At 54.5% G+C, this 24,372-nt stretch carries 19 protein-coding genes; 9 read left to right on the top strand and 10 right to left on the bottom strand.

Annotated elements, in window-relative coordinates; genetic code table 11:
• Positions 1-29: 29 nt before the first annotated feature.
• The 7 genes from narI to QNN88_RS00275 all read right to left on the bottom strand — a co-directional run bounded on the left by narI (position 30) and on the right by QNN88_RS00275 (position 9,858).
• Entirely contained in the window at positions 30-710 is a 681-nt protein-coding gene (gene narI, locus QNN88_RS00305; RefSeq protein ID WP_414238475.1) for a respiratory nitrate reductase subunit gamma, read from the bottom strand.
• Complete coding sequence (gene narW / locus QNN88_RS00300) at positions 707-1,402, bottom strand: nitrate reductase molybdenum cofactor assembly chaperone (RefSeq protein ID WP_414238474.1); 696 nt, start codon at positions 1,400-1,402, stop codon at positions 707-709. Before narW ends, narI begins: the two co-directional genes overlap by 4 nt.
• Complete coding sequence (gene narH / locus QNN88_RS00295) at positions 1,402-2,946, bottom strand: nitrate reductase subunit beta (RefSeq protein ID WP_414238473.1); 1,545 nt, start codon at positions 2,944-2,946, stop codon at positions 1,402-1,404. The genes narW and narH overlap by 1 nt, the downstream gene beginning before the upstream one ends.
• The gene (locus tag QNN88_RS00290) at positions 2,943-6,683 is read right to left on the bottom strand and encodes a nitrate reductase subunit alpha (RefSeq protein WP_414238472.1); all 3,741 of its coding nucleotides are present in this window, start codon (positions 6,681-6,683) and stop codon (positions 2,943-2,945) included. Before QNN88_RS00290 ends, narH begins: the two co-directional genes overlap by 4 nt.
• A gap of 131 nt (positions 6,684-6,814) precedes the next feature.
• Positions 6,815-8,203: a NarK family nitrate/nitrite MFS transporter gene (locus QNN88_RS00285; RefSeq protein ID WP_414238471.1), complete on the bottom strand. Its 1,389-nt coding sequence runs from the start codon at positions 8,201-8,203 to the stop codon at positions 6,815-6,817.
• Positions 8,204-8,401: 198 nt separating this feature from the next.
• Positions 8,402-8,995: a TetR family transcriptional regulator gene (locus tag QNN88_RS00280; RefSeq protein WP_414238470.1), complete on the bottom strand. Its 594-nt coding sequence runs from the start codon at positions 8,993-8,995 to the stop codon at positions 8,402-8,404.
• A gap of 65 nt (positions 8,996-9,060) precedes the next feature.
• Complete coding sequence (locus QNN88_RS00275) at positions 9,061-9,858, bottom strand: IclR family transcriptional regulator C-terminal domain-containing protein (protein WP_414238469.1); 798 nt, start codon at positions 9,856-9,858, stop codon at positions 9,061-9,063.
• A 260-nt stretch (positions 9,859-10,118) separates the two neighbouring features.
• Between QNN88_RS00275 and QNN88_RS00270 the strand changes: the two genes are divergently transcribed.
• The 8 genes from QNN88_RS00270 to QNN88_RS00235 all read left to right on the top strand — a co-directional run bounded on the left by QNN88_RS00270 (position 10,119) and on the right by QNN88_RS00235 (position 18,046).
• Positions 10,119-11,243: a muconate cycloisomerase family protein gene (locus QNN88_RS00270; RefSeq protein WP_414238468.1), complete on the top strand. Its 1,125-nt coding sequence runs from the start codon at positions 10,119-10,121 to the stop codon at positions 11,241-11,243.
• 12 nt (positions 11,244-11,255) lie between these two features.
• Positions 11,256-11,546 carry a muconolactone Delta-isomerase gene (gene catC, locus QNN88_RS00265; protein ID WP_414238467.1) on the top strand — a complete coding sequence of 97 codons (291 nt, stop codon included), beginning with the start codon at positions 11,256-11,258 and terminating at the stop codon, positions 11,544-11,546.
• A gap of 64 nt (positions 11,547-11,610) precedes the next feature.
• Positions 11,611-12,537 carry a catechol 1,2-dioxygenase gene (catA, locus tag QNN88_RS00260; RefSeq protein ID WP_414238466.1) on the top strand — a complete coding sequence of 309 codons (927 nt, stop codon included), beginning with the start codon at positions 11,611-11,613 and terminating at the stop codon, positions 12,535-12,537.
• A gap of 120 nt (positions 12,538-12,657) precedes the next feature.
• Entirely contained in the window at positions 12,658-14,046 is a 1,389-nt protein-coding gene (locus tag QNN88_RS00255; RefSeq protein WP_414238465.1) for a Rieske 2Fe-2S domain-containing protein, read from the top strand.
• Positions 14,040-14,525, top strand: a complete 486-nt coding sequence (gene benB, locus QNN88_RS00250; protein WP_414238464.1) for a benzoate 1,2-dioxygenase small subunit — start codon at positions 14,040-14,042, stop codon at positions 14,523-14,525. The genes QNN88_RS00255 and benB overlap by 7 nt, the downstream gene beginning before the upstream one ends.
• A gap of 9 nt (positions 14,526-14,534) precedes the next feature.
• Complete coding sequence (gene benC, locus QNN88_RS00245) at positions 14,535-15,551, top strand: benzoate 1,2-dioxygenase electron transfer component BenC (RefSeq protein WP_414238463.1); 1,017 nt, start codon at positions 14,535-14,537, stop codon at positions 15,549-15,551.
• 9 nt (positions 15,552-15,560) lie between these two features.
• Positions 15,561-16,334, top strand: a complete 774-nt coding sequence (gene benD / locus QNN88_RS00240; RefSeq protein ID WP_414238462.1) for a benzoate diol dehydrogenase BenD — start codon at positions 15,561-15,563, stop codon at positions 16,332-16,334.
• Positions 16,335-16,546: 212 nt separating this feature from the next.
• Positions 16,547-18,046: an MFS transporter gene (locus QNN88_RS00235; protein WP_414238461.1), complete on the top strand. Its 1,500-nt coding sequence runs from the start codon at positions 16,547-16,549 to the stop codon at positions 18,044-18,046.
• On the opposite strand, the gene QNN88_RS00230 is transcribed toward QNN88_RS00235, so the two are convergent.
• From QNN88_RS00230 to yddG, 3 genes are all read right to left on the bottom strand, one after another.
• Positions 18,036-18,476 (bottom strand): GFA family protein, encoded by a 441-nt coding sequence (locus tag QNN88_RS00230; protein ID WP_414238460.1) that lies wholly within the window; start codon positions 18,474-18,476, stop codon positions 18,036-18,038. The genes QNN88_RS00235 and QNN88_RS00230 overlap by 11 nt on opposite strands.
• Before the next feature lie 88 nt (positions 18,477-18,564).
• Positions 18,565-19,644 (bottom strand): porin OmpC, encoded by a 1,080-nt coding sequence (gene ompC / locus QNN88_RS00225; RefSeq protein WP_125368107.1) that lies wholly within the window; start codon positions 19,642-19,644, stop codon positions 18,565-18,567.
• A 544-nt stretch (positions 19,645-20,188) separates the two neighbouring features.
• On the bottom strand, positions 20,189-21,070 hold the full coding sequence (yddG, locus tag QNN88_RS00220) for an aromatic amino acid efflux DMT transporter YddG (RefSeq protein WP_414238459.1): 882 nt from the start codon (positions 21,068-21,070) through the stop codon (positions 20,189-20,191).
• 252 nt (positions 21,071-21,322) lie between these two features.
• On the opposite strand from yddG, the gene fdnG reads away from it, so the two are divergent.
• The gene (fdnG, locus tag QNN88_RS00215) at positions 21,323-24,370 is read left to right on the top strand and encodes a formate dehydrogenase-N subunit alpha (protein ID WP_414238458.1); all 3,048 of its coding nucleotides are present in this window, start codon (positions 21,323-21,325) and stop codon (positions 24,368-24,370) included.
• Positions 24,371-24,372 lie beyond the last annotated feature (2 nt).

The following is a 24,372-nucleotide window of genomic DNA, read 5'->3' as shown; positions in this document are numbered from 1 at the left end:
GATGGCGACGCCATCCGACACCAACATTCCTAACGACGGGAACGAACGATCTGGTAGCGTCGGGTAAAGTACTCAAACGGCGCGCTCCAGACATGAACCAGACGGGTGAACGGGAAGAGCAGGAAGATGGTCATTCCCAGCACCAGATGAACGCGGAAAACAAAGGCCACGCCGGTGAGCATTTCAGAGGAGCCGCCGCGGAAGGTCACAATACTCTGCGCCCAGCCGACCAGCTTCATCATCTCGCTGCCGTCCGGATACTGTGCCGAAAACGGAATGGTGCTTAGTCCCAGCAAACACTGAATCAGCAGTATGCTCATGATCAGAATATCTGGCGTTGTGGACGTTGCCCGTACGCGTTGATTGGTCAGCCGACGCCAGAGCAGCCCCGCGCCGCCAATCAGCGTCAGCACGCCGCAAACGCCACCGAGAATCATCGCCATCTGCTGTTTGACCGCAACCGGCAGGAACCAGGCGTACATCCAGTGCGGGGTTAACATCCCAAACAGATGACCAAAAAAGATCCCCAGAATGCCGATATGGAACAGATTCGACCAGACCACCATCCCGCGTTTATCCAGCATCTGACTGGAGGAGGCGCGCCAGGTGTACTGGCCGTAATCGTAACGCAGCCAACTGCCGAGGAAAAAGATCGTCGCGCAGATGTACGGGTAGATATCGTAAAAAAAGACGTTCAGGTACTGTATCATTTCGGGCCTCCCGCGCTGACGTCGACATACTGCGGCGCCACGTCCTGGCTAAAGCGTCGTTGATATTGCTGTAACGGTGAGCTGTCACAGGCTGTGGCGTTATCTTCGATAAATTTCACCTGTTCCTCTTCCCAGACGGCATCCAGCGCCTGGCGGGTGTCGTCGCGTGTCTCACTATTAACCTGATTGGTGACACTGTCACTTGATAGCGGACTTTTCGCCAGGGCAAGCAGGGCGTCAAATAGCTGATACCACGGCGTGTTGCGCTGCTTTAAGCGTCCGCCGAGCAGGGCCAGAATCGGCGCGACATTTTGCAAGCCCTCGCGGGCTTCAGCTTCCGGCAATACGCTCAGGTATTCCAGATAGAGCGGCAGATGGTCCGGCAGTTCGCGACAGTTGAGCTGTAACCCGACGTTTTCATATTGCGCCAGCAAATCGACCATCGCCTGACCGCGATCGCGGGATTCGGCATGAACATGTTCGAACAGCAGCAGCGAGGTAGCACGCCCGCGATCGAATACTTCGCACCATTCGGCCTGTTTATCGAGCAGCGGCGCGTTGAGCAACTCGTGGGTGAAGCCGGTGAGCATCGGCGCATCCTGGCGCACCAGCGTGAGTACGTCCTCTTTGCACTCCCACAGCAGCGCATCCGGATACTCCATCAGCAGGCCAATCACTTTGAGGATCTGCATTATTCACCCTCCGCTTTATCCCGCACTTCTGTAATGTTGATAGCGTCGATGCGGCTGCTGTTGAACAGGTTGAATTTGGTATCCGAACCGTGGCAGCCATCGCCAAAGGTAAAGCCACAGCCGTTTTTCTCCGGGAAGGCATCACGCGCCATTTCACGGTGACTGGTCGGGATCACAAAGCGGTCTTCATAGTTGGCAATCGCCAGGTAGCGGTACATCTCTTCGATCTGTTCCACGCTCAGGCCGACTTCGTCGATTGCGCGGGTATCGGTAACACCTTCCACGGTTTGTGAACGCATATAGTGGCGCATTGCCATCATGCGCTTCAGGGCGCGCAACACCGGGCCGGTATCGCCAGCGCTCAGCATGTTAGCGAGATACTGCACCGGGATGCGCAGGCTTTCGATCGCCGGCAGTACGCCGTCGCTTTTCGGCAGGCCGCCCGCATCGGCGTATGACTGAATCGGTGACAGCGGCGGCACATACCAGACCATCGGCAGAGTACGGTATTCCGGATGCAGCGGCAGCGCCAGCTTCCAGTCCATCGCCATTTTGTAGACCGGCGATCGCTGGGCGGCGTCAATCACGTTTTGTGGAATGCCCTGTTTGAGCGCTTCTTCAATCACCGCCGGATCGTTCGGGTTAAGGAAGACGTCGCACTGACGCTCGTAGAGATCGGTTTCATGCTCGGTGCTGGCCGCTTCTTCAATGCGGTCTGCATCGTAGAGCAGCACGCCGAGATAGCGGATGCGGCCAACGCAGGTTTCGGAGCAGACCGTCGGCTGGCCGGATTCAATGCGCGGATAGCAGAAAATGCATTTTTCCGATTTGCCGCTTTTCCAGTTGAAGTAGATTTTCTTGTACGGGCAGCCGCTGATGCACAGACGCCAGCCACGGCATTTATCCTGATCGATCAGCACAATGCCGTCTTCTTCTCGCTTATAGATGGCGCCGCTCGGACAGGTGGCGACACAGCTTGGATTCAGGCAGTGTTCGCACAGACGCGGCAGATACATCATGAAGGTGTTTTCAAACTGGCCGTACATCTCCTTCTGGATCTTGTCGAAGTTACGGTCGCGGGCACGTTTTTCAAATTCGCCGCCGAGCAGCTCTTCCCAGTTCGGTCCCCAGATGATTTTGTCCATCCGCTTGCCGTCAATCAGTGAGCGGGGACGGGCGGTCGGCTGGTGTTTACCCTCCGGCGCGCTGTGCAGATGCTGATAGTCGTAGGTGAACGGCTCGTAGTAATCATCGATTTGCGGGATCACCGGGTTGGCGAAGATTTTGGTGATAACGCCCATTTTGCCGCCCAGACGTGGTCTGATCTTGCCATTCACGTCGCGAACCCAGCCGCCTTGCCACTCCTCCTGGTCTTCCCAGTTTTTCGGGTAGCCGATGCCCGGTTTGGTCTCGACGTTGTTAAACCACGCGTACTCCATTCCTTCACGTCCGGTCCAGACGTTTTTACAGGTCACAGAGCAGGTGTGACAGCCAATACATTTATCGAGGTTCAGAACCATGCCAACCTGTGAGCGTATCTTCATTTTTTCGCCTCCTGTACCTGATCGCGACCTTCATCATCCAGCCAGTCGATATTTTTCATTTTTCGAATCATGATGAACTCGTCGCGGTTGGAGCCGACGGTACCGTAATAGTTAAAGCCGTACGCGAGCTGCGCATAGCCGCCAATCATGTGCGTCGGTTTCGGACACACGCGGGTAACGGAGTTGTGGATCCCGCCGCGCATCCCGGTGACTTCCGAACCGGGGATATTCAGGATGCGTTCCTGGGCGTGGTACATCATCGTCATACCGGGCGGCACGCGCTGACTCACCACAGCACGGGCGGTGAGGGCGCCGTTGGCGTTGAAGGCTTCGATCCAGTCGTTATCCTCAATACCGAGCTCTTTCGCATCCGTTTCACTGATCCAGACAATCGGCCCGCCGCGCGACAGCGTCAGCATCAGCAGGTTTTCGCTGTAGGTGGAGTGAATGCCCCATTTCTGATGCGGTGTCAGGAAGTTAAGCGCTTTCTCCGGGAAGCCGTTCGGCGGAATTTCCCGCATTTCACTGACGCTGCGCGTGTCAATCGGCGGACGGTACGCGACGAGGCTTTCACCGAAGGCGCGCATCCACTGATGATCCTGATACAGCTGTTGACGACCGGAGAGCGTGCGCCACGGGATCAGCTCATGGACGTTGGTATAGCCTGCGTTATAGGAGACATGCTCGCTTTCCAGACCGGACCACGTCGGGCTGGAGATGATTTTGCGCGGTTGCGCCTGGATATCGCGGAAGCGAATTTTCTCGTCTTCTTTGTTGAGCGCCAGATGGGTATGTTCGCGACCGGTCATCGCGCCGAGCGCTTCCCAGGCTTTCACCGCCACCTGACCGTTGGTTTCCGGGGCCAGGGCGAGGATCACTTCCGACGCATCCAGCGCGGTTTCAATCAGCGGACGGCCTTTCGCCGGACCGTCGCGCTTGGTGTAGTTGAGCTTACCGAGGAAATCGACCTCGGTCTGGGTGTTCCACGATATCCCTTTGCCGCCGTTACCCAGTTTGTCCATCAGCGGTCCAAGCGAGGTAAAGCGCTCATAGGTCGCAGGATAGTCTCGTTCAACCACCGCGATGTTCGGCGCAGTTTTACCGGGGATCAAATCGCATTCCCCTTTACGCCAGTCCTGAATGTCGAACGGCTGTGACAGTTCTGCGGGGGAATCGTGCTGGAGGGGTTGCAGCACCACGTCGGTTTCCTGTCCCAGATGCCCGACGCAGACTTTTGAAAAGACGCTGGCGATGCCTTTGTAGATTTCCCAGTCGCTTCTGGATTCCCACGCCGGGTCGACCGCCGCAGAAAGCGGATGAATAAACGGATGCATGTCCGAGGTATTCATGTCGTCTTTTTCATACCAGGTGGCGGTGGGCAGAACAATGTCGGAGAACAGACAGGTACTCGACATACGGAAGTCGAGCGTCACCAGCAGATCGAGCTTGCCTTCAATGGCGGGGGATTCCCATTCAACCTCTTCAGGTTTAATGCCTTCACGGGAACCCAGCGCTTCCCCCTGAATGCCGCTCTCTGTTCCCAGTAAATATTTGAGCATGTACTCATGGCCTTTACCGGAAGAACCAAGCAGGTTAGAGCGCCAGACAAACAGATTGCGCGGATGGTTCTTGCCGCTGTCAGGCTGTTCGCAGGCAAAACGGATCTCACCAGATTTCAGCGCCTGAACGGTGTATTCCGCGGGCGACAAGCCGGCTTTTTCGGCGTTTGCCTTCACCGTCAGCGGGTTGAGGTTGAGCTGTGGCGCAGAGGGCAACCAGCCCATGCGCTCGGCACGCACGTTGAAATCGATCAGATGACCGGTGAATTTCGAGGCATCCGCCAGCGGTGAGAGCAGTTCCTGGGCGGTCAGTTTTTCATAGCGCCACTGGCTGGCGTGATTATAGAAAAACGAGGTGCTGTTCATCTGGCGCGGCGGCCGGTTCCAGTCCAGCGCAAACGCCAGCGGCAGCCAGCCGGTCTGCGGACGCAACTTTTCCTGGCCAACATAGTGCGCCCAGCCGCCGCCGCTTTGTCCGACGCAGCCGCAGAACACCAGAATATTGATCATCCCCCGGTAGTTCATGTCCATGTGATACCAGTGGTTAACACCGGCACCGAGGATAATCATCGAGCGACCGTGGGTTTTATGTGCGGTATCGGCAAACTCACGGGCGATGGTTTCAATCTGGAAACGCGGCACGCCGGTGATCTGTTCAGCCCACGCCGGGGTGTAGGCTTTCACGTCGGCGAAATCCTTTGCGGCGTATGCGTCTTCCAGACCGCGATCGAGACCGTAGTTGGCCAGCACCAGATCGTAAACGCTGACCACCGGGCAACAACTGCCATCAGCCAGCGTCAGGTGTTTTACGGGCAGTTGGCGCACCAGCACCGGTTCCTGCTTCACGCTGCGAAAATGCGGGTTTTCATTGCCGCCGAAATAGGGGAACGCGACGCCCAACACTTCATCATGCTGACCGAGCAATGACAGCGACAACTCGGTTTCCGTACCCGCGGCCAGCGACTCCAGGTTCCATTTGCCTTTTTCGCCCCAGCGGAAGCCAATCGAGCCGTTAGGCACCACCAGCTCGCCGGCGCTGTTGCAGGCGACCGTTTTCCACTCCGGATTATTACTTTCGCCCAGACTGTCGACCAGATCCGAGGCGCGCATCATCCGTCCTGGCACGTAGCTGCCATCTTCACGGGCATCCAGTAATACCAGCATCGGCATATCGGTATAGCGACGGCAGTAGTTGAGGAAGTAGTCGCTGGGGTTATCGAGGTGGAACTCTTTTAAGATCACGTGGCCCATTGCCATTGCCAGCGCGCTGTCAGTGCCTTGTTTTGGCGCCAGCCACTGATCGCTGAGTTTGGCAACTTCTGAGAAGTCAGGGGTAATCGCGACCGTCTTGGTGCCTTTGTAGCGCACTTCGGTAAAAAAGTGGGCATCCGGGGTTCGTGTCTGCGGCACATTGGAGCCCCAGGCAATGATATAGCTGGAGTTGTACCAGTCGGCGGATTCCGGCACGTCGGTCTGCTCGCCCCAGGTCATTGGCGAGGCGGGCGGTAAGTCGCAGTACCAGTCGTAAAAACTCAGGCAGGTGCCGCCGATCAGTGAAAGATAGCGGGTGCCGGCGGCGTAAGAGACCATCGACATCGCCGGAATGGGGGAAAATCCGGCGACGCGGTCCGGCCCATAGGTTTTCACCGTCCAGACGTTGGCGGCGGCAATCAACTGGTTAAGCTCCTTCCAGTTGGAGCGGATGAACCCGCCGCGTCCGCGTACTTGCTTGTAGCTCTGGCACTTTTGCGGGTCGTTCATGATCGATTCCCACGCCAGCACCGGATCGGTATGGGAGGCCAGGGCATCTCGCCACAGTTCGATCAGGCGCTTGCGCACCAGCGGGTATTTCAGGCGGTTGGCGCTATACAGATACCAGGAGTAGCTGGCACCACGCGGGCAGCCGCGTGGCTCATGGTTAGGTAGATCGGGGCGCGTACGCGGATAGTCCGTCTGCTGGGTTTCCCAGGTCACCAGACCATTTTTAACGTAAATCTTCCAGCTACAGGAGCCGGTGCAGTTCACTCCGTGGGTGGAACGGACAATCTTGTCAAATTGCCAGCGCTGACGATAGCTGTCTTCCCAGTCCCGGTTGGTATGCATCACCTGGCCGTGACCGTCAGAAAATGTGTCACCCTTTTGTTTAAAGTAACGAAAGCGATCCAAGAGTTTACTCATGACATTTCTCCTGCTCCATAAGGTCCTGTAGGCCTGATAAGACGCCCCGGCGTCGCCATCAGGCGTGAAATTCTTGCAGCATGGCGGTGCAAGCGCCTTATCCGGCCTACAAAACATCGGTGAATATGTTGTTATTTTTGCTTCGGTTTACGGCGGCCATAGACCAGCCAGGTCACCAGTACGCAAACGATGTAGAACACCAGGAAAATTTTCATCGCACCGACGGGGGACCCTGTCATCGCCAGCGAACTGCCGAAGGCTTTAGGAATGAAAAAGCCGCCAACGGCGCCAATCGCGGAAATAAAGCCCAGCGCCGCTGCTGTGTCGGTTACCGCTTCGCGTTGGGCCTGTTCGTCCGTACCACCACGCAGTTTCACCTTGTAGATGGTGAGCTGGCGGAAGATGACGGCGATCATCTGGAAGGTAGAACCGCTGCCCAGACCGGCGGTTAAAAACAGCCCCATAAACACCAGATAGAAGGCGATAAAACTGCCGGAACCCGAGCCGGGAAGCGTCAGGAAGAGCAGAGCCGAGAACAGCGCCATAAAGATGAAGTTAATCAGCGTCACGCGTACGCCGCCGAATTTATCCGAAATTACCCCGCCCGCAGACCGCGCCAGCGCACCGATAAACGGCCCAAAGAATGCCAGATTGAGGATATTCACCTCCGGGAACTGCGTCTTCGCCAGCATGGCAAAACCCGCGGAAAACCCGATGAACGATCCGAAGGTGGCCAGATAGAGCAGGCTCAACAGCCAAAGGTGAAAGCGCTTGAGCACCGGAAGCTGCGAGGCGATAGAGGCTTTCGAACTGGCAATGTCATTGGTGCCAAACCAGGCGGCCAGTGTGGCAATCGCCAGCAGCGGCACCCAAATCCAGGCGGCATTTGCCAGCGAAAGCAGCGACCCATCGGGTTGCGGTACGCCCTGAACGCCAAGAAAGGCGAACAGGGGTAAGAAGATCACCAGCGGCGCGACGAGTTGCATCACGCTGACGCCAAGATTCCCCAATCCTCCGTTCACCCCCAGCGCGCTGCCTTGCTTTGCTTTTGGGAAGAAGAAACTGATGTTGCCCATACTGGACGCGAAGTTTGCGCCGGCAAATCCACACAGCAGCGCAATGATGATAAATACCTCGAAAGGAGTGGTGGTGTTTTGCACCGCAAAGCCAAGCCAGACGCAAGGAATAATCAGGATTGCGGTACTAAAAACCGTCCAGCGGCGCCCGCCAAATATAGGCACCATAAAGGAGTAGGGAACGCGTAATATTGCACCAGAAAGAGAGGGTAATGCGGTTAATAAAAAAAGTTGATCGGTGGTGAAATTAAAACCAATTTTATTGAGATTGACGGCAACGGCGCTAAACAACATCCAGACGCAGAAAGCAAGCAAAAGGCAAGCAACTGAGATACAAAGATTTCTTCGTGCGATATGCTTTCCTTTATTCTCCCAAAATGCGGGATTTTCAGGTTTCCAGTCACTTAAAAGATAGCGATTATTTTTTTCAATTTGTTGTGCCATATTGCCCCTCACATGCGCCCGTCGTTCAGGAAAAATAAGGAATAGTTTGCCCAAAGGGCGCTATACGCCCTTTTTAGAATTTATAGATGCTTTTATGAATATTGATGAAAGGATAGATAAGAATGTGCAACCACGCGGAGTGAAGGGGGAATAACAGGTTGCTTTAGTGTTACCAAATGTAAATAAAAAATTAAATGGTTAACATTTATTCGTTCTGGAAAAAAGCTCCAGCGTAATCATGTGGTCCAGATGACGATCAAACGCTGGATCGGCCATCTCCTGAATGCCGAGAACGTACATGCCATCAAGACCACACACCAGGGCTATCAGGCGCCAGGCGATGTCTGCAGGGGCGGACGCGGTGGTGAACTCTCCGGCGGCGAGTCCACTTTCGATAATGGTGACCGTTTCCTCATGCCACATACGCATGGTGAGGAGATAAGCGCTTTTGATTTCCGGGTCTTTATCCGCAAGGATCTGCGCTTCACGCCAGAGCTTAATATAGGGTTCGAATCCACGGTCATCGCTGCCCAGTGCGGTGTGCAGTCGCGCGCGCCAGGTGGCATCCGCCGCCACGCGTTCCGCATCCAGCAGAGTACGAATGAGACGAACAAAAGCTTGTGATTTCAGTTCACCAGCGGAGGTGAAATGATGATGAACTTGTCCGGTCGCGACCTTTGCTTCTGTGGCTACCCGCCGGACGGTCATGGCAGAAAAGCCGTCTTCAAGCGCCACGCGCATGGCCGCCTGCAATATCACTTCGCGACGCTCATCTTTATTCAGATAGCTCATATCACCTCCCTTTTTCAGAAAAGGCAGTGTATCAACAACCTGGACAGACGTTCAATTGTGACACGCTACAGTTGAAGCGAAAGCTCCATCGCAGAACGGCGCAACGGTGCCAGCGCTTTTTCTTTTAACGCGGCGGCGCTCATTGATGACGCCGGCACCCCGACGTTGAGGGCGGCAACCACAGTGCCACAGCGGGAAAGCAGCGGAACGGCAAGAGAACAAAGTCCCACTTCGATCTGCCGGTCAGCCAGCGCATAGCCCTGAATTCGCACGCGGGCAATCTCTTCCCGCAGTGCCGCCAGGTCGCATATCGTATGCGGGGTGTAGCGGAGCAGTTGAGCGCGTGACAACGTCACCTCTAACTGTGACTCGGGCAGTGCACTGAGCAGCACGCGTCCCATTGAGGTGGCCCAGGCAGGTAACCGACTACCGCGTCCGATGTCGACGCTGAGCAGGTTATTGACCGCCGCACGGGCAATATACAATACGTTATCACCGTCGAGCGTGGCGGCCGAGCAGGACTCTCCGAGGGATTTTCCCAGGTTATCCAGCGCCGCTTGTGCCACTTTTGCCAGCGGCGTACCGGCGAGATAGGCATGTCCCACGGCCAGCACGCGTGGCAGTAGTTCATAACTGCGCCCGTCAGGGCTGTGCACCATCCCCAGCGCGGCCAGGGTATAAAGACAGCGACGCACCGCCGCGCGGGAAATCTGTGTTTTCTGGCTGAGTTGTGAAATCGTCAGGCGCTGACGCTGAGGGGTAAACGCATTAAGAACTTCCAGACCCCGCGCCAGAGACAACATAAAGTTAGGGTCAGACTTAGCCTGTGGGCTGCTGATAACTAACTGATTTTTATCGCTCATTACGTCCGCCTCCTGTGCAATTCACATCATGAACCGCATCAACTATACCGCGCCGGTAAACGCGAGCCGCGGAATATCCGTAATTTCCTACAGGGATCACATTATTAACTTCAATGTAACAATCACGCCGATTATCGCACAACATTTCGATTATCGCCGTTGACCATCGCCGTGGCGCGCACCTATTGTCAAAAGCACCGTCACCGTGGGTTATTACTGGTGGCACGAAAAGTAATGATATTAATGCTCAGGAAGAAACGATGACTGCGACCGTTGAACGCATTGAAAGCTGGCTGGTTGATGTTCCGACAATTCGGCCTCACAAACTGTCCATGACCACGATGGGATGCCAGACGCTGGTGATTGTTCGAATCACCCGTTCAGACGGGATCAGCGGCATTGGCGAGGCCACCACCATTGGGGGACTGAGCTATGGGGCGGAAAGCCCGGAGGCGATTCAGTCGGCGATTACGCACTATTTCACACCGCTGTTGAAAGGCCAACCGGCTGAGAATCTGAACGCGCTGACGTCGCGTATCCACAGTGCAATCAAAGGCAATACGTTTGCCAAATCAGCCATTGAAACCGCGCTGTTGGATGCGCAGGGAAAAGCATTAGGCCTGCCGGTCTCTGCACTGCTGGGCGGCGCGCTGAATACGGTATTGCCGGTTTTATGGACGCTCGCCAGCGGCAATACGGACAATGACATTGCAGAAGGGCAGCGACTGCTGGATGCCGGACGGCATCGGGCTTTTAAACTGAAAATCGGCGCCCGGGAACTGGAGACGGACCTGCGCCACACCCGCGCCATTGTGGAAGCGCTGGGGGATCGTGCCAGTATCCGCGTTGACGTCAACCAGGCCTGGGACGCCACTTCTGCGGCCAGAGGATGCCGGGAGCTGGCGGCTATGGGCGTCTCTCTGATTGAACAGCCGGTGAGCGCCGAGGACAACGCTGCGCTGGTTCGCCTGAGTCAACGCATCGACACGGCAATCCTGGCGGATGAATCCGTTGCCAGCCATTACGACGGTTATCGTCTGGCGCAGCAGGGGTTCAGTGGCGCCTATGCGCTGAAGATTGCCAAAGCCGGTGGACCGGTAAGCGTACTGAAACTGGCGCACGTTGCGCAGGCGGCAGGTATCGGGCTGTACGGCGGCACGATGCTTGAAGGCACCGTGGGGACCGTTGCGTCACTGCATGCCTGGTCAACTCTGCCGTTGCAGTGGGGCACAGAGATGTTTGGCCCGCTGCTGTTAAAAGATGACATCGTTAGCCTTCCGCTCTTATTCGCCGATGGTTGCGTCACGCTGCCGCAAACACCGGGGCTGGGGGTTGAACTCGATGAGGACAAATTGCAGTTTTATGCCCGCAAGCGTCGGGAATAACAGGAGAAGCGAATGTTATTTAAAGTGGATATGACCGTGAATATTCCTTACGGAATGCCGGCAAATGAAATTGAAGAGATTAAATCGCGGGAAAAAGCGTATTCCCAACAGTTACAACGAGACGGCAAATGGCGACATATCTGGCGCGTTGCTGGTCAGTACGCCAATGTCAGTATCTTTGATGTCGATGATGCCGAAGAATTACACCGGATATTAATGGCGCTACCGTTATATCCCTTCATGGATATTCGCGTCGAAGCGCTGTGCCGCCATCCATCGTCTATTCAGAGTAACGACCGATAATATCAGTGCCGCATGCCGGAATTATCCGGCACAACCCTACAGACAATAATAAGCGAGACGCATTATGAGCCATTCTTTTATCCAACAAGATGTCGTACAGAAATTATTACGTGAAGGCGCCGGATTAAATGGTCCGGAAGGGAATGAACGTTTTAAATCGATTATTCACCGCCTGCTCGGCGATATTTGTACGCTTATTGATGATTATAATGTTACGCAGGAAGAATTCTGGCATGCGGTGAATTATCTGCATGAGCTGGGCGGACGTCAGGAAGCGGCACTGCTTGCTGCCGGTCTGGGTCTTGAGCATTTTCTCGATTTGCGCCAGGAGGCGATCGAATCTCGTCTGTCAGCAGAAACGGGCACGCCGCGCACCATCGAAGGCCCGCTGTATGTCGCCAACGCACCGCTGGCTGATGGCTATGCCCGCATGGACGACGGTAAAGATGCGGGCGAAGTCATGTGGCTGCACGGCCAGGTCCGTGACGTTCACGGGCAACCGGTGGCCGGGGCGATCGTCGATATCTGGCATGCTAACACGCTGGGCAATTACTCTTTCTTCGATCAGAGCCAGAGCGACTACAACCTGCGCCGTCGCATTCGTACCGACGCCGAAGGGCGCTACAGCGTACGCAGTATTCTGCCTTCAGGTTACGGTTGCCCGCCGGACGGCCCGACGCAGAAATTACTCGATCAACTCGGCCGCCACGGCAACCGCCCGGCGCATATTCACTTCTTTGTCTCTGCGCCGGGCTTTAAGCACCTGACCAGCCAGATCAACCTGAACGGTGACCAGTATCTGTGGGATGATTTCGCTTTCGCTACCCGTGATGGTCTGATTGCCGACCCGGTGAAGGTAAGCGATCCTGCGTTGATTCAGCAACGCGACCTTGCCGGTGAACATACTGAAGTTTGTTTCGACTTTACGCTGTGCACAGCGCAGAACGCAGAGGAAGAGCAGCGGATTACCCGACTGCGCGCTCAGGAATAATTCGCAACGTCTGTCTGACCCGTACCGTTTGATACCCTAAATAATTTGATCGCAGCCAACGTAACTGCAACTTGATTTGACGGGTATATATATCCTGAATTACGCAGGAGGGATACACTCATGCAAAAAACGCTCTCGGCATTAAAAGATAAAATCACGCAGGCCCTGATTGTGGATCGTGATAATCATATTTATCGTTGCCATCGTTCAATATTTACCGATGAGCAGTTATTTAATCTGGAACTGAAACATATATTCGAAGGGAACTGGGTATTCCTGGCGCATGAAAGCCAGATCCCGGAGCCTGGTGATTATTTTACTCTGACCCTGGGACGTCAACCGGTCATTATTACCCGCGATAAAAAGAATGAGCTGCATGCGTTAATTAATAGCTGTGCGCATCGCGGCGCGATGTTATGTCGACGTAAAACCGGAAATAAAAACTCCTTTACCTGTCCGTTTCACGGCTGGACCTTCAGCAATAACGGCAAATTGCTGAAGGCGAAAGATGAAAGTACCGGCGGTTACCCGGAGACGTTCAAACATAACGGGTCACACGATCTGAAATCGCTGCCGCGCTTTGCTTCGTATCGTGGATTTCTGTTCGGTAGCCTGAATGAAGATGTGCTGGCACTGGAAACCTACCTCGGCGAGACCTGCAAAATTATCGATCTGATGGTCGATCAGGCTCCCGAGGGGCTGGAAGTGCTGAAAGGTTCGTCCAGCTATGTCTATGAAGGCAACTGGAAACTGGGTGCGGAAAACGGAGCCGACGGCTATCACGTCAGCGTGGTGCACTGGAACTACGCCTCCACCATGTCGCGCCGTAATTACGAGGCGGAAGGAACGCGGGCGGTGGATGCCAACGGCTGGTCTAAGAGCCTCGGCGGCGGCTACGGGTTTGAACACGGTCATATGCTGCTGTGGACGCGGGCGATGAACCCTGAAGTCCGCCCGGTTTACGATCATCATGAGCGGTTAAAGGCGGAATTTGGTGAAAATCGCGCCGACCAGATGGTCAATGAGACACGGAATTTGTGTCTCTATCCCAATGTGTACCTGATGGATCAGTTTTCCACACAGATCCGCGTGATTCGCCCCATCGCGGTCGATAAAACCGAAGTGACGATCTGGTGTTTTGCGCCTAAAGGTGAATCTGACCAGGCCCGTGCGCTACGCATTCGCCAGTATGAAGATTTCTTTAACGTCAGCGGGATGGGAACCCCCGACGATCTGGAAGAGTTCAGTGCCTGCCAGCGCGGCTATCTGGGAGAAAATCTGGCGTGGAGCGATCTCAGTCGCGGCGCGCTGCACTGGGTGGATGGGCCTGATGAACATGCGCAACATGCAGGATTCAAACCGCTGTTGAGCGGCGTGAAATCCGAAGATGAGGCGCTCTACATCGCTCATCATCATCACTGGCAAAACGTGATGCTTGCGGCGGTGGAAAAAGAACGTCAGCAATATGAACAGTCGATTACGCAACGCGTGGAGGTGGGGGGATGTTAACGCTTGAACAGGTTCGTCAGTTTCTCTATTACGAAGCGCGGTTGCTGGACGATCGTCAGTGGGATGCGTGGCTCAATTGCTATAGCCCAAAAGTGGTCTTCTGGATGCCCGCCTGGGGCGATGATGATAAAACCACCCGCGACCCACAGCGGGAGATTTCGCTTATCTATTACCCCAACCGGGACGGACTGGAAGACCGGGTATACCGCATCAAAACCGAACGTTCGGGCGCCAGCACGCCGGAGCCGCGTACCACGCATATGATCAGCAACATTGAACTACTGGGCGAGAAAGAAGGTGGCATCGAGGTGCGCTACAACTGGGTCACCTACAGCCACCGCTATCAGCACACCGATGCCTACTTCGGCACTACGCACTGTACGCTGGTTGAACAGGACGGCCAGCCACACATCACGCGGAAGACAGTGCGACTCAATAACGACTATATCCGTCAGGTGATTGACGTTTACCATATTTAAGAGGTGCTTATGAGTTTTACGATTGCCCTCAACTTTGAGGACGGCATCACCCGCTTTATTCAATGTCACGCCGGTGAAAAGGTGCTGGATGCCGCTTACCGGCAGAAGGTGAACCTGCCGATGGATTGCTCCGACGGCGTCTGCGGCACCTGTAAATGCCACTGCGTCAGCGGTGATTACGCGCTGGGAGAGGACTTTCTGGAAGAGGCGCTGAGCGAGGATGAAGCCACCGCACGACAGGTGCTGACCTGCCAGATGATCCCCTCCAGCGACTGCGTAATTGACGTGCCGGTCGCTGCGGCACAGTGTAAAACCAGCATCACGAGCACCCATGCAGAAGTACTGGCGATCAATGCGCTCTCTGAGACAGCGATAGAGCTGGTCGTGCGCCCGGATACCGCGCTTCATTTTCTGTCCGGGCAGTACATTAACATTCAGGTTCCGGGGACGCAGCAGCAGCGAGCCTACTCATTCAGTTCGCTGCCGGGCAGTGACGAAGGGCGCTTTCTGATCCGTAATGTACCCGGTGGGCTGATGAGCCAGTGGCTGACCCAGTGCGGACAATCGGGTGATACCGTTACGCTCAGCGGCCCGATGGGCAGTTTCTATCTGCGCCGCGGCGAGCGTCCGGTGTTGATGCTTGCCGGTGGTACCGGACTGGCCCCGATGCTCTCCATGCTGGAAACGCTCGCTGCACAGGGGAGCCAGCGACAAATTACGCTGTTGTATGGCGTGACCTATGACGTCGACCTGGTCAAAACCGATGCGCTGGATGCCTTTCAGCAGAAACTGGTTGACTTCCGCTGGTTACCGGTTGTCGCCGATGCGCAAAGTGGTTGCCCGCAGCGCGGATTTGTCACCGATCATCTCAGTGAGGCGATGCTCAATCAGGGGGATGTGGATATCTATCTTTGTGGTCCGCCGCCGATGGTCAACGCCATCACCGCGGCATTACGCGAACGGGGCATTACGCCTGCCGGTTTCTGGTATGAAAAATTTATTGCCAGCCAGAGCGCGGCAGCATAAGGAGCCTCTATGCGATTTAACCATAAGGTGATGGCCATTACCGGCGCAGCGCAGGGGATTGGTCGCCAGACCGCCATTCAGGCGGCACAAGAGGGCGCACGATTACTGCTTATCGATCGTTCACGTCACGTTCATGAACTGGCAGCAACGCTGGCGTCCGGTGGATGTCAGGTGCTGGCGCTGGAAGCCGATCTTGAGCAATGGGAAAGCACCGAGCAGGTCTTTGCCGCAGGCGTTGCGCATTTTGCTCAACTGGACGTGCTGGTGAATAACGTCGGTGGCACAATCTGGGCCCGACCCTTTGCTGAATATCAGCCGGATCAGATAGAAAAGGAGATCCGCCGGTCGCTGTTTCCGACGCTGTGGGGCTGCCGTGCGGCGCTCCCGTGGATGCTTAAACAGGGGCACGGCAGCATTGTGAATATCTCTTCCGTTGCCACCGGCGGGGTGAATCGCGTGCCGTACTCGGCAGCGAAGGGCGGCGTCAACGCGTTAACACGGTCGATTGCGATGGAATACAGCGGCAGCGGCATTCGTATCAATGCAGTGGCCCCCGGCGGGACTGATGCCCCGGCGCGTCTCGTCCCACGCAATGAAGAAACGCCCTCTGCCGAGGAGCAGGCGTGGTATCAGCAGGTGATTGATCAGACTGTCAACAGCAGTCTGATGCACCGTTACGGCACGCTGGCGGAGCAGGCGAATGCCATTCTGTTCCTCGCCAGCGATGACGCCAGCTATATTACCGGCGTCACCTTGCCGGTTGCCGGGGGCGATCTCGGCTGATGTTGTTCTGCCCGTAAGCCGACACTGGAGGTCGGCTTGCTGTTTTATTCCGCTGTATTGCCATCGCTCACCGTCGCCAAAATCATTCACAAATTCAATAACCCGCGTTTTTCGATAATCACGTAGCTGAACAAAAAGTTGGACATACGTTCAATTTTCCGTAGGATCGGTAAAGCTGGACGCGTGTCCAGTTTGGATACACAGGGAGTTTTATGTTTCGTCAGTGGTTAACGTTAGTGATTATTGTGCTGGTCTACATTCCTGTTGCGATTGATGCAACGGTGCTGCACGTTGCCGCACCCACGCTGAGCATGACGCTGGGTGCCAGTGGCAATGAACTGTTGTGGATCATTGATATTTATTCGCTGGTGATGGCAGGGATGGTCCTGCCGATGGGTGCGCTTGGCGACCGTATCGGCTTTAAACGCCTGCTGCTGCTCGGCGGGGCGTTATTCGGCCTCGCATCACTGGCTGCTGCCTTTGCCCACACCGCCAGCTGGCTTATCGCCACCCGTGCCATTCTGGCGATTGGCGCGGCGATGATCGTACCGGCAACGCTTGCCGGGATCCGCGCAACCTTTTGTGAAGCGCGTCATCGCAACATGGCGCTGGGCGTCTGGGCCGCGGTGGGATCCGGTGGCGCGGCGTTTGGTCCGCTGGTCGGCGGTATGCTGCTGGAGCATTTTTACTGGGGCTCGGTGTTTTTGATTAATGTGCCCATTGTTGTTGTGGTGGTGGCGCTTACCGCGCGCTATGTCCCACAGCAGCACGGGCGGCGCGATCAATCATTGAATCTGGGGCACGCTATCATGTTGATTGTCGCGATTCTGCTGCTGGTTTACAGCGCGAAAACGGCGTTGAAAGGGCACATTGCCACCGGCGTTATTGTGCTGGCGCTTGTCAGCGGCGCACTGTTACTGGCGCAGTTTGTCCGCATTCAACTGGCGGCGAAGCGCCCCATGATTGATATGCGCCTTTTTACCCACCGCATTATTTTAAGTGGTGTGGTGATGGCGATGACGGCGATGATTACGCTGGTTGGCTTTGAGCTGTTAATGGCGCAGGAACTGCAGTTTGTTCATGGCTTAACGCCGTATCAGGCGGGATTGTTTATGTTGCCGGTGATGCTTGCCAGCGGATTCAGCGGCCCGATTGCCGGGATGCTGGTTTCACGACTGGGGTTACGGAAGGTGGCAACCGGCGGAATGGCGCTAAGCGCGCTGAGTTTCTATGGTCTGGCGGCCACGGATTTCAGTAGCCAGCAAATCCAGGCCTGGCTATTAATGGCGCTGCTGGGATTCAGTGCTGCCAGCGCATTGCTGGCTTCAACGGCCGCGATCATGGCGGCGGCGCCTGCCGAGAAAGCCGCAGCGGCCGGAGCAATCGAAACGATGGCCTACGAGCTGGGGGCGGGACTGGGAATTGCCATCTTTGGTCTGTTGCTCAGCCGCAGCTTTTCTGCGTCGATTGCGCTGCCTGAGGGACTGAACGCCGGTGAAATAGCGCGCGCGTCGTCCTCAATGGGGGAAGCGGTACAACTGGCGCAGACGCTTCCGTCGGCACTCGCAGAGCCTGTTCTGCTGGCCGCTAAGCAGGCGTTTACCTGGTCGCATAGCGTGGCACTCAGCAGTGCCGGTAGTCTGTTGATTCTGCTGGCGGTGGGAATGTGGTTCAGTCTTGCGAAGGCCGCACGCAAGTCACTCAGTGGGTGAGCTGGCAGCGGTTATCCAGTTCTTCCACTTCCTTACCGCTCAGACGGGCATACTGACCGGTGAGTCGCCAGAAAGCAGGTTGTGTTTCGGTATAGATCTCAGCGGCAAGGATCAGACGACGGCGATCGACTTCGTTAAATTCGAGTAACGTCCAGGGAATGAAGTAGCGCTCAGTGTCGGTTAATTTGATCCACAACGGGCATCCACAACCGGAGCAAAAATACCGTTCGCCGCGCACGGACGATGCAAAATGAGCAGGTTCGGGGGCATCGGTGTCCATCATCGGCTGCCCACAGGCTTCCAGATACATCGCGATACCGCCAGACCATTTCTGGCATATCGTACAATGACATGCATAGACGTCGAGGGATTCGACATCGACGGTGAAATGGCTTTGTCCGCAGAGACAACGTCCTGTATAGATTTGCACGGCATTCTCCTTATGACCGGTTCCACGTCGGGGGAAAAAAAACCAGCCCATCAAGGGCTGGCTTTTGGTACAGCGCAATTCTAAAAAATTAGAACTGATAGGTCAGACCAACGGCAACGATATCGTCAGTGCCTACACCAGCAGCACGAGTAAAGTTGCTTTCGTCGATCAGGTTGATTTTGTAATCAACATAGGTAGACATGTTTTTGTTGAAGTAGTAGGTTGCGCCAACATCAACATATTCAACCACATCCTGATCGCCCCATGCACCCAGGTCTTTCGCTTTGGATTTCAGGTAAGCCAGAGACGGACGCAGACCGAAGTCGAACTGGTATTGAGCAACAACTTCAAAGTTCTGAGTTTTGTTCGCGATATGATCATCACCGAACGGCGTCATGTTGCGAGTTTCGGAGTAGGTGGTTGCCAGGTAGATGTTGTTCGCATCATATTTCAGGCCAGCAGCCCAAACTTCAGCATTGTCACCGGAAGCATTCAGGCTGTTGTTACCATAAGCAACCTGGCTGTCAGTACGGTCAGATTTCGCATAAGCGGCGCTTGCTGCGAAGCCTTCATACTCATAGCTGGTTGACAGACCGAAGCCGTCACCGTTCGCCTGGTGCGGATTACGGGAGTCTTCATTTTTACCCTGATACTGCAGCGCGAAGTTCCAGCCTTCAACCAGACCGAAGAAGTCGGTGTTACGATAGGTCGCAACGCCAGTGGTACGGGCGGTCATAAAGTTATCAGTCTGGGTCCAGGTATCACCACCGAACTCAGGCAGAACGTCGGTCCATGCGCCAACATCATAAGCAACGCCGTAGTTACGGCCATAATCGAAAGAACCGAATTCAGCAAATTTCAGACCAGCAAATGCCAGACGAGTTTTGTTGCCTTTGGTACCGTTCGCTTCGGTGTTGTTACCTTTGAATTCATATTCCCACTGGCCGAAACCGGTCAGCTGATCGTTAATCTGCGTTTCGCCTTTGAAACCCAGACGAGCATAAGTTTTGTCGCCATCATCGCCGTCATTGTCGGAGAAGTAGTGCAGAGCGGTAACTTTACCGTACAGATCCAGTTTGTTGCCGTCTTTGTTATACACTTCCGCCGCATTCACGACGCCTGCTGCCAACAGGCTAGTCACTGCCACTGCAACTAATTTAAGTTTCATTGTTAACAATCCTTATAATTTTCTTGGTGTGATTCCTGAACCATTGTCGATCGAATCATTTAATCAATGGCAAGCTATTTTTAAATTACGCAGCAGTACTAATTCAATAATAAGTTTCATGTAATTGCAGATTATTTCTATTTGTGTGATCCAGATCTCCCTAAGGCAAATCTGAGGCGCGACTATTCTTATAAATAACTTTCTATGCAATATTTTCACGTGGGACTATATATGGGAAATTGGTTATTATTGAGTTAGTTGTCAATGTATACTATATACACAATAATAATTATAAATGGATGTAGAAAAGTATTTTTTTAGCGTGTAATTATCATTAATTTAACATAAATTTAAAAATTAAATACACTTGTTGGGACGAGGTAAATAAACCTGATTACGCTGCCTGATAAGGTATGGTTGAACTGACAGAAAAAAACAAATAAGAATTTTCGAATGACAGGGGAATATCTTAAGAACAGGCGGGTGAATATTTGTCACGTGCAGGCGACATCCGGGTCAGAAAAACGGGCCGACCCGGGGAGAATTAAGCACGTCGTGTGGCCCACCAGCAAAGCAGAGAGCCAATGCAAACCATGATGGCCCCCTGCCAGAAAGAGAACGACAGCGGTGCGCTGAGCAGTACAGCCGCCAGCGCGGAGGAGAGGACCGGCGTGAAATAGGAACCCACAGCCATCACAGTGACGTTGCCGTGTAAAATCCCCACATTCCACGCGGCGTAGGCAAAACCCAGCGTCAGGGCCGCGGAAAAAAGCTTGATGACTACCGGGGTGCTGAATTGCATTTCCGGTTGTGGGCTCAGAAAATAGTAAAGCCACAGGCTGAGTGCCGTCAGCAGAACAAAAATTGTGATGCCGTTAAATCCGCGAGCATATTTATTCGTGACGGTGCAGTAAGTCGCCCAGATAAATGCGCCGAGAAAAGCGAGAAAATAACTGAGTGGGCTGGTCGTAATATTGTTGATTATTTCGCCAGGGTTAAGTCCATTCTCACCGCCTAAAACCCAACAGACGCCGGTTAATGCGAGGAGTAAACCCGGGACGATAATCCAGTTGGTCTTTTGTCCGTTAAACAGAATGGCAAATAAAATGGTCAGGCTAGGCCATAAATAATTGACCATGCCGACTTCAATCGCCTGGTGACGCGTCGCGGCGTAACCCAACGATAAGGCCAGACAAATTTCATAACTGACAAAAAGCACACTACCGGCGATTAAATACTTCAACGGGAACCGACGAATATCAGGAAAGCCAACGGTAAATATCAGCAGCAGGCCACTTAATGAATAAATTGCGGCTGCGCCGCCTACCGGTCCAAGACCTTCACTCACGCCACGGATCAGACCGACCATCGTGCTCCACAGCACAATCGCAATCAGTCCGGTCAGCGTTGCCTTTTGTTTCGTCATTCTGTTTGCTGTTTCCCATCGCGCTCAAAAAGAAGTTGAAATATATAGCACTTTTATAGCGACAGACGCCAGGCGAATACAGAGAGGGAGTTACTCCCTTAGTGGTATATAAAACCGACAATTGGGGCTATTTAGTAGCGGAACCGTTTCGTTATTGATTTGACTCAAAAAAAATATGGGTATTGCTGTTAGTTTCCTCGCCGATGTTACAACTCAGCAAAGATGTTACAACTCTGGAAAAAGAGGAAAGCAATGAACGTCAGCCGCAGAAAGTTTTTTAAAATCTGCGCGGGCGGTATGGCGGGAACAACAGTAGCCGCACTGGGATTTACGCCCAAAATGGCACTGGCTCAATCGCGAAATTATAAGTTGTTACGCGCGAAAGAGATCCGCAACACCTGCACATACTGTTCCGTAGGTTGCGGGCTATTAATGTATAGCCTGGGTGATGGAGCAAAAAACGCCAAAGAAGCGATTTATCATATCGAAGGGGATCCGGATCATCCGGTCAGCCGTGGGGCATTGTGTCCGAAAGGCGCCGGTTTGCTGGACTACGTTCATAGCGAAAACCGCCTGCGTTACCCCGAATACCGCGCGCCGGGTTCCGATAAATGGCAGCGCATTAGCTGGGATGACGCCTTCTCCCGCATTGCGAAGCTGATGAAAGCCGACCGTGACGCCAACTTTATCGAGAAAAACGAACAGGGCGTAACGGTTAACCGCTGGCTTTCCACGGGGATGCTTTGCGCCTCCGCAGCCAGTAATGAAACCGGCATGCTGACACAGAAATTTGTGCGCTCACTCGGCATGCTGGCGGTAGACAACCAGGCGCGCGTCTGACACGGACCAACGGTAGCAAGTCTTGCTCCAACATTTGGTCGCGGTGCGATGACCAACCACTGGGTTGATATCAAAAACGCCAACGTCGTGATGGTAATGGGCGGTAATGCCGCTGAAGCCCATCCAGTAGGATTCCGCTGGGCGATGGAAGCGAAGAACAACAACGACGCGACGTTGATTGTTGTCGATCCCCGATTTACCCGTACTGCCTCGGTTGCAGATATTTATGCGCCGATTCGTTCCGGCACGGACATTACGTTCCTGTCCGGCGTTTTGCTGTACCTGATTGAAAATAATAAAGTCAACGCTGAATACGTCAGACATTACACCAACGCCAGCCTGCTGGTCCGGGATGATTTTGCCTTTGACGACGGCTTATTCAGTGGTTATGACGCGGATAAACGTCAGTACGATAAGTCGTCCTGGAACTATCAGTTCGATGAAAACGGCTACGCTAAACGCGACGAAACCCTGTCACATCCGCGCTGCGTCTGGAATCTGCTGAAACAGCACGTTTCACGCTATACGCCGGATGTCGTAGAGAACATCTGCGGTACACCGAAAGCTGACTTCCTGAAAGTGTGTGAAGTGCTGGCGTCGACCAGTGCGGCGGATCGCACCACTACGTTCCTCTATGCATTGGGCTGGACACAGCACACCGTGGGGGCGCAAAACATCCGCACGATGGCGATGATCCAGTTGCTGCTCGGTAACATGGGGATGGCAGGCGGCGGTGTTAACGCCTTGCGCGGTCACTCAAACATTCAGGGGTTAACCGATTTAGGTCTGCTCTCCACCAGTCTGCCGGGTTATCTGACGCTGCCGTCTGAAAAACAGAGCGACTGGCAGACATGGCTGAACGCCAACACGCCAAAAGCCACGCGGGCGGACCAGGTTAACTACTGGAGCAACTATCCGAAGTTTGCCGTCAGCCTGATGAAATCGTTCTACGGTGAAAACGCGCAGAAAGAGAATGACTGGGGCTTTGACTGGTTGCCGAAATGGGATCAGGCCTACGACGTCATCAAATACTTCAACATGATGGATAACGGAAAAGTCACCGGCTACATCTGTCAGGGCTTCAACCCGGTTGCGTCCTTCCCGGACAAAAACAAAGTGGTTCGTAGCCTGAGCAAACTGAAGTACATGGTGGTTATCGATCCGCTGGTGACAGAGACCTCAACCTTCTGGCAGAACCACGGTGAGTCTAACGATGTCGATCCTGCGTCAATTCAGACCGAAGTATTCCGTCTGCCGTCCACTTGCTTTGCAGAAGAAGATGGCTCTATCGCCAACTCCGGACGCTGGCTGCAGTGGCACTGGAAAGGGCAGGATGCGCCGGGTGAAGCACGTAACGACGGCGAAATTCTGGCCGGGTTGTTCCACCGTCTGCGTGAGATGTATCGCACAGAGGGCGGAAAAGGTGTGGAACCGCTGCTGAAAATGCGTTGGGACTACAAACAGCCCGATCATCCAGAGTCAGAAGAGGTGGCGAAAGAGAATAACGGCTATGCGCTGGCCGATCTCTATGATGCCAACGGTGTGCTGATTGCAAAGAAAGGTCAGTTGCTGAGTAGCTTCGCGCAGTTGCGTGATGACGGCACGACGTCGTCTTCCTGTTGGATCTATACCGGTAGCTGGACAGAGCAGGGCAACCAGATGGCCAACCGCGATAATGCCGATCCGTCCGGGCTGGGCAATACGCTGGGCTGGGCATGGGCGTGGCCGCTCAACCGCCGTGTGCTGTACAACCGCGCTTCTGCGGATATCAACGGTAAACCGTGGGATCCGAAACGGATGCTGATCCAGTGGAACGGGGCGAAATGGACGGGTAACGATATCCCGGACTTCAACACCGCACCGCCGGGCAGCGCAACCGGTCCATTTATCATGCAGCCGGAAGGGATGGGGCGTCTGTTTGCCCTTGATAAGCTGGCGGAAGGTCCGTTCCCGGAACACTACGAACCCATGGAAACGCCGCTGGGTACTAACCCGTTGCATCCGAACGTAGTCTCCAGCCCGGTGGTGCGTATCTATGAAGATGACGAGCTGCGTTTAGGCAAAAAAGACGCGTTCCCGTATGTCGGCACGACCTATCGTCTGACCGAGCACTTCCACACCTGGACCAAGCATGCGCTGTTGAATGCTATCGCACAGCCGGAACAGTTTGTGGAGATCAGCGAAACGCTGGCCGCTGCCAAAGGCATTGGCAACGGTGACTACGTGAAGGTAAGCAGCAAGCGCGGATTTATTCGTGCGGTTGCGGTCGTTACGCGTCGTCTGCGTACGCTGCATGTCAACGGTCAGCAGGTTGAAACCGTCGGGATCCCGTTGCATTGGGGCTTTGAAGGGGTGGCGCGTAAAGGCTATATCGCCAACACCCTGACGCCAAACGTCGGTGACTCAAACTCGCAAACGCCGGAGTACAAAGCGTTTTTAGTTAACATCGAGAAGGCGTAAGG

It is taken from the genome of Citrobacter sp. ANG330, from assembly GCF_047467925.1.
Lineage (GTDB): Bacteria > Pseudomonadota > Gammaproteobacteria > Enterobacterales > Enterobacteriaceae > Citrobacter_A > Citrobacter_A amalonaticus_G.
This window is presented reverse-complemented; position numbering and strand designations above follow the sequence as displayed.

Coding starts and splice junctions, on each gene's coding strand:
- narI (WP_414238475.1), bottom strand. CDS start 710: ATGATACAGTACCTGAACGTCTTTTTTTACGATATCTACCCGTACATC.
- narW (WP_414238474.1), bottom strand. CDS start 1,402: ATGCAGATCCTCAAAGTGATTGGCCTGCTGATGGAGTATCCGGATGCG.
- narH (WP_414238473.1), bottom strand. CDS start 2,946: ATGAAGATACGCTCACAGGTTGGCATGGTTCTGAACCTCGATAAATGT.
- QNN88_RS00290 (WP_414238472.1), bottom strand. CDS start 6,683: ATGAGTAAACTCTTGGATCGCTTTCGTTACTTTAAACAAAAGGGTGAC.
- QNN88_RS00285 (WP_414238471.1), bottom strand. CDS start 8,203: ATGGCACAACAAATTGAAAAAAATAATCGCTATCTTTTAAGTGACTGG.
- QNN88_RS00280 (WP_414238470.1), bottom strand. CDS start 8,995: ATGAGCTATCTGAATAAAGATGAGCGTCGCGAAGTGATATTGCAGGCG.
- QNN88_RS00275 (WP_414238469.1), bottom strand. CDS start 9,858: ATGAGCGATAAAAATCAGTTAGTTATCAGCAGCCCACAGGCTAAGTCT.
- QNN88_RS00270 (WP_414238468.1), top strand. CDS start 10,119: ATGACTGCGACCGTTGAACGCATTGAAAGCTGGCTGGTTGATGTTCCG.
- catC (WP_414238467.1), top strand. CDS start 11,256: ATGTTATTTAAAGTGGATATGACCGTGAATATTCCTTACGGAATGCCG.
- catA (WP_414238466.1), top strand. CDS start 11,611: ATGAGCCATTCTTTTATCCAACAAGATGTCGTACAGAAATTATTACGT.
- QNN88_RS00255 (WP_414238465.1), top strand. CDS start 12,658: ATGCAAAAAACGCTCTCGGCATTAAAAGATAAAATCACGCAGGCCCTG.
- benB (WP_414238464.1), top strand. CDS start 14,040: ATGTTAACGCTTGAACAGGTTCGTCAGTTTCTCTATTACGAAGCGCGG.
- benC (WP_414238463.1), top strand. CDS start 14,535: ATGAGTTTTACGATTGCCCTCAACTTTGAGGACGGCATCACCCGCTTT.
- benD (WP_414238462.1), top strand. CDS start 15,561: ATGCGATTTAACCATAAGGTGATGGCCATTACCGGCGCAGCGCAGGGG.
- QNN88_RS00235 (WP_414238461.1), top strand. CDS start 16,547: ATGTTTCGTCAGTGGTTAACGTTAGTGATTATTGTGCTGGTCTACATT.
- ompC (WP_125368107.1), bottom strand. CDS start 19,644: ATGAAACTTAAATTAGTTGCAGTGGCAGTGACTAGCCTGTTGGCAGCA.
- yddG (WP_414238459.1), bottom strand. CDS start 21,070: ATGACGAAACAAAAGGCAACGCTGACCGGACTGATTGCGATTGTGCTG.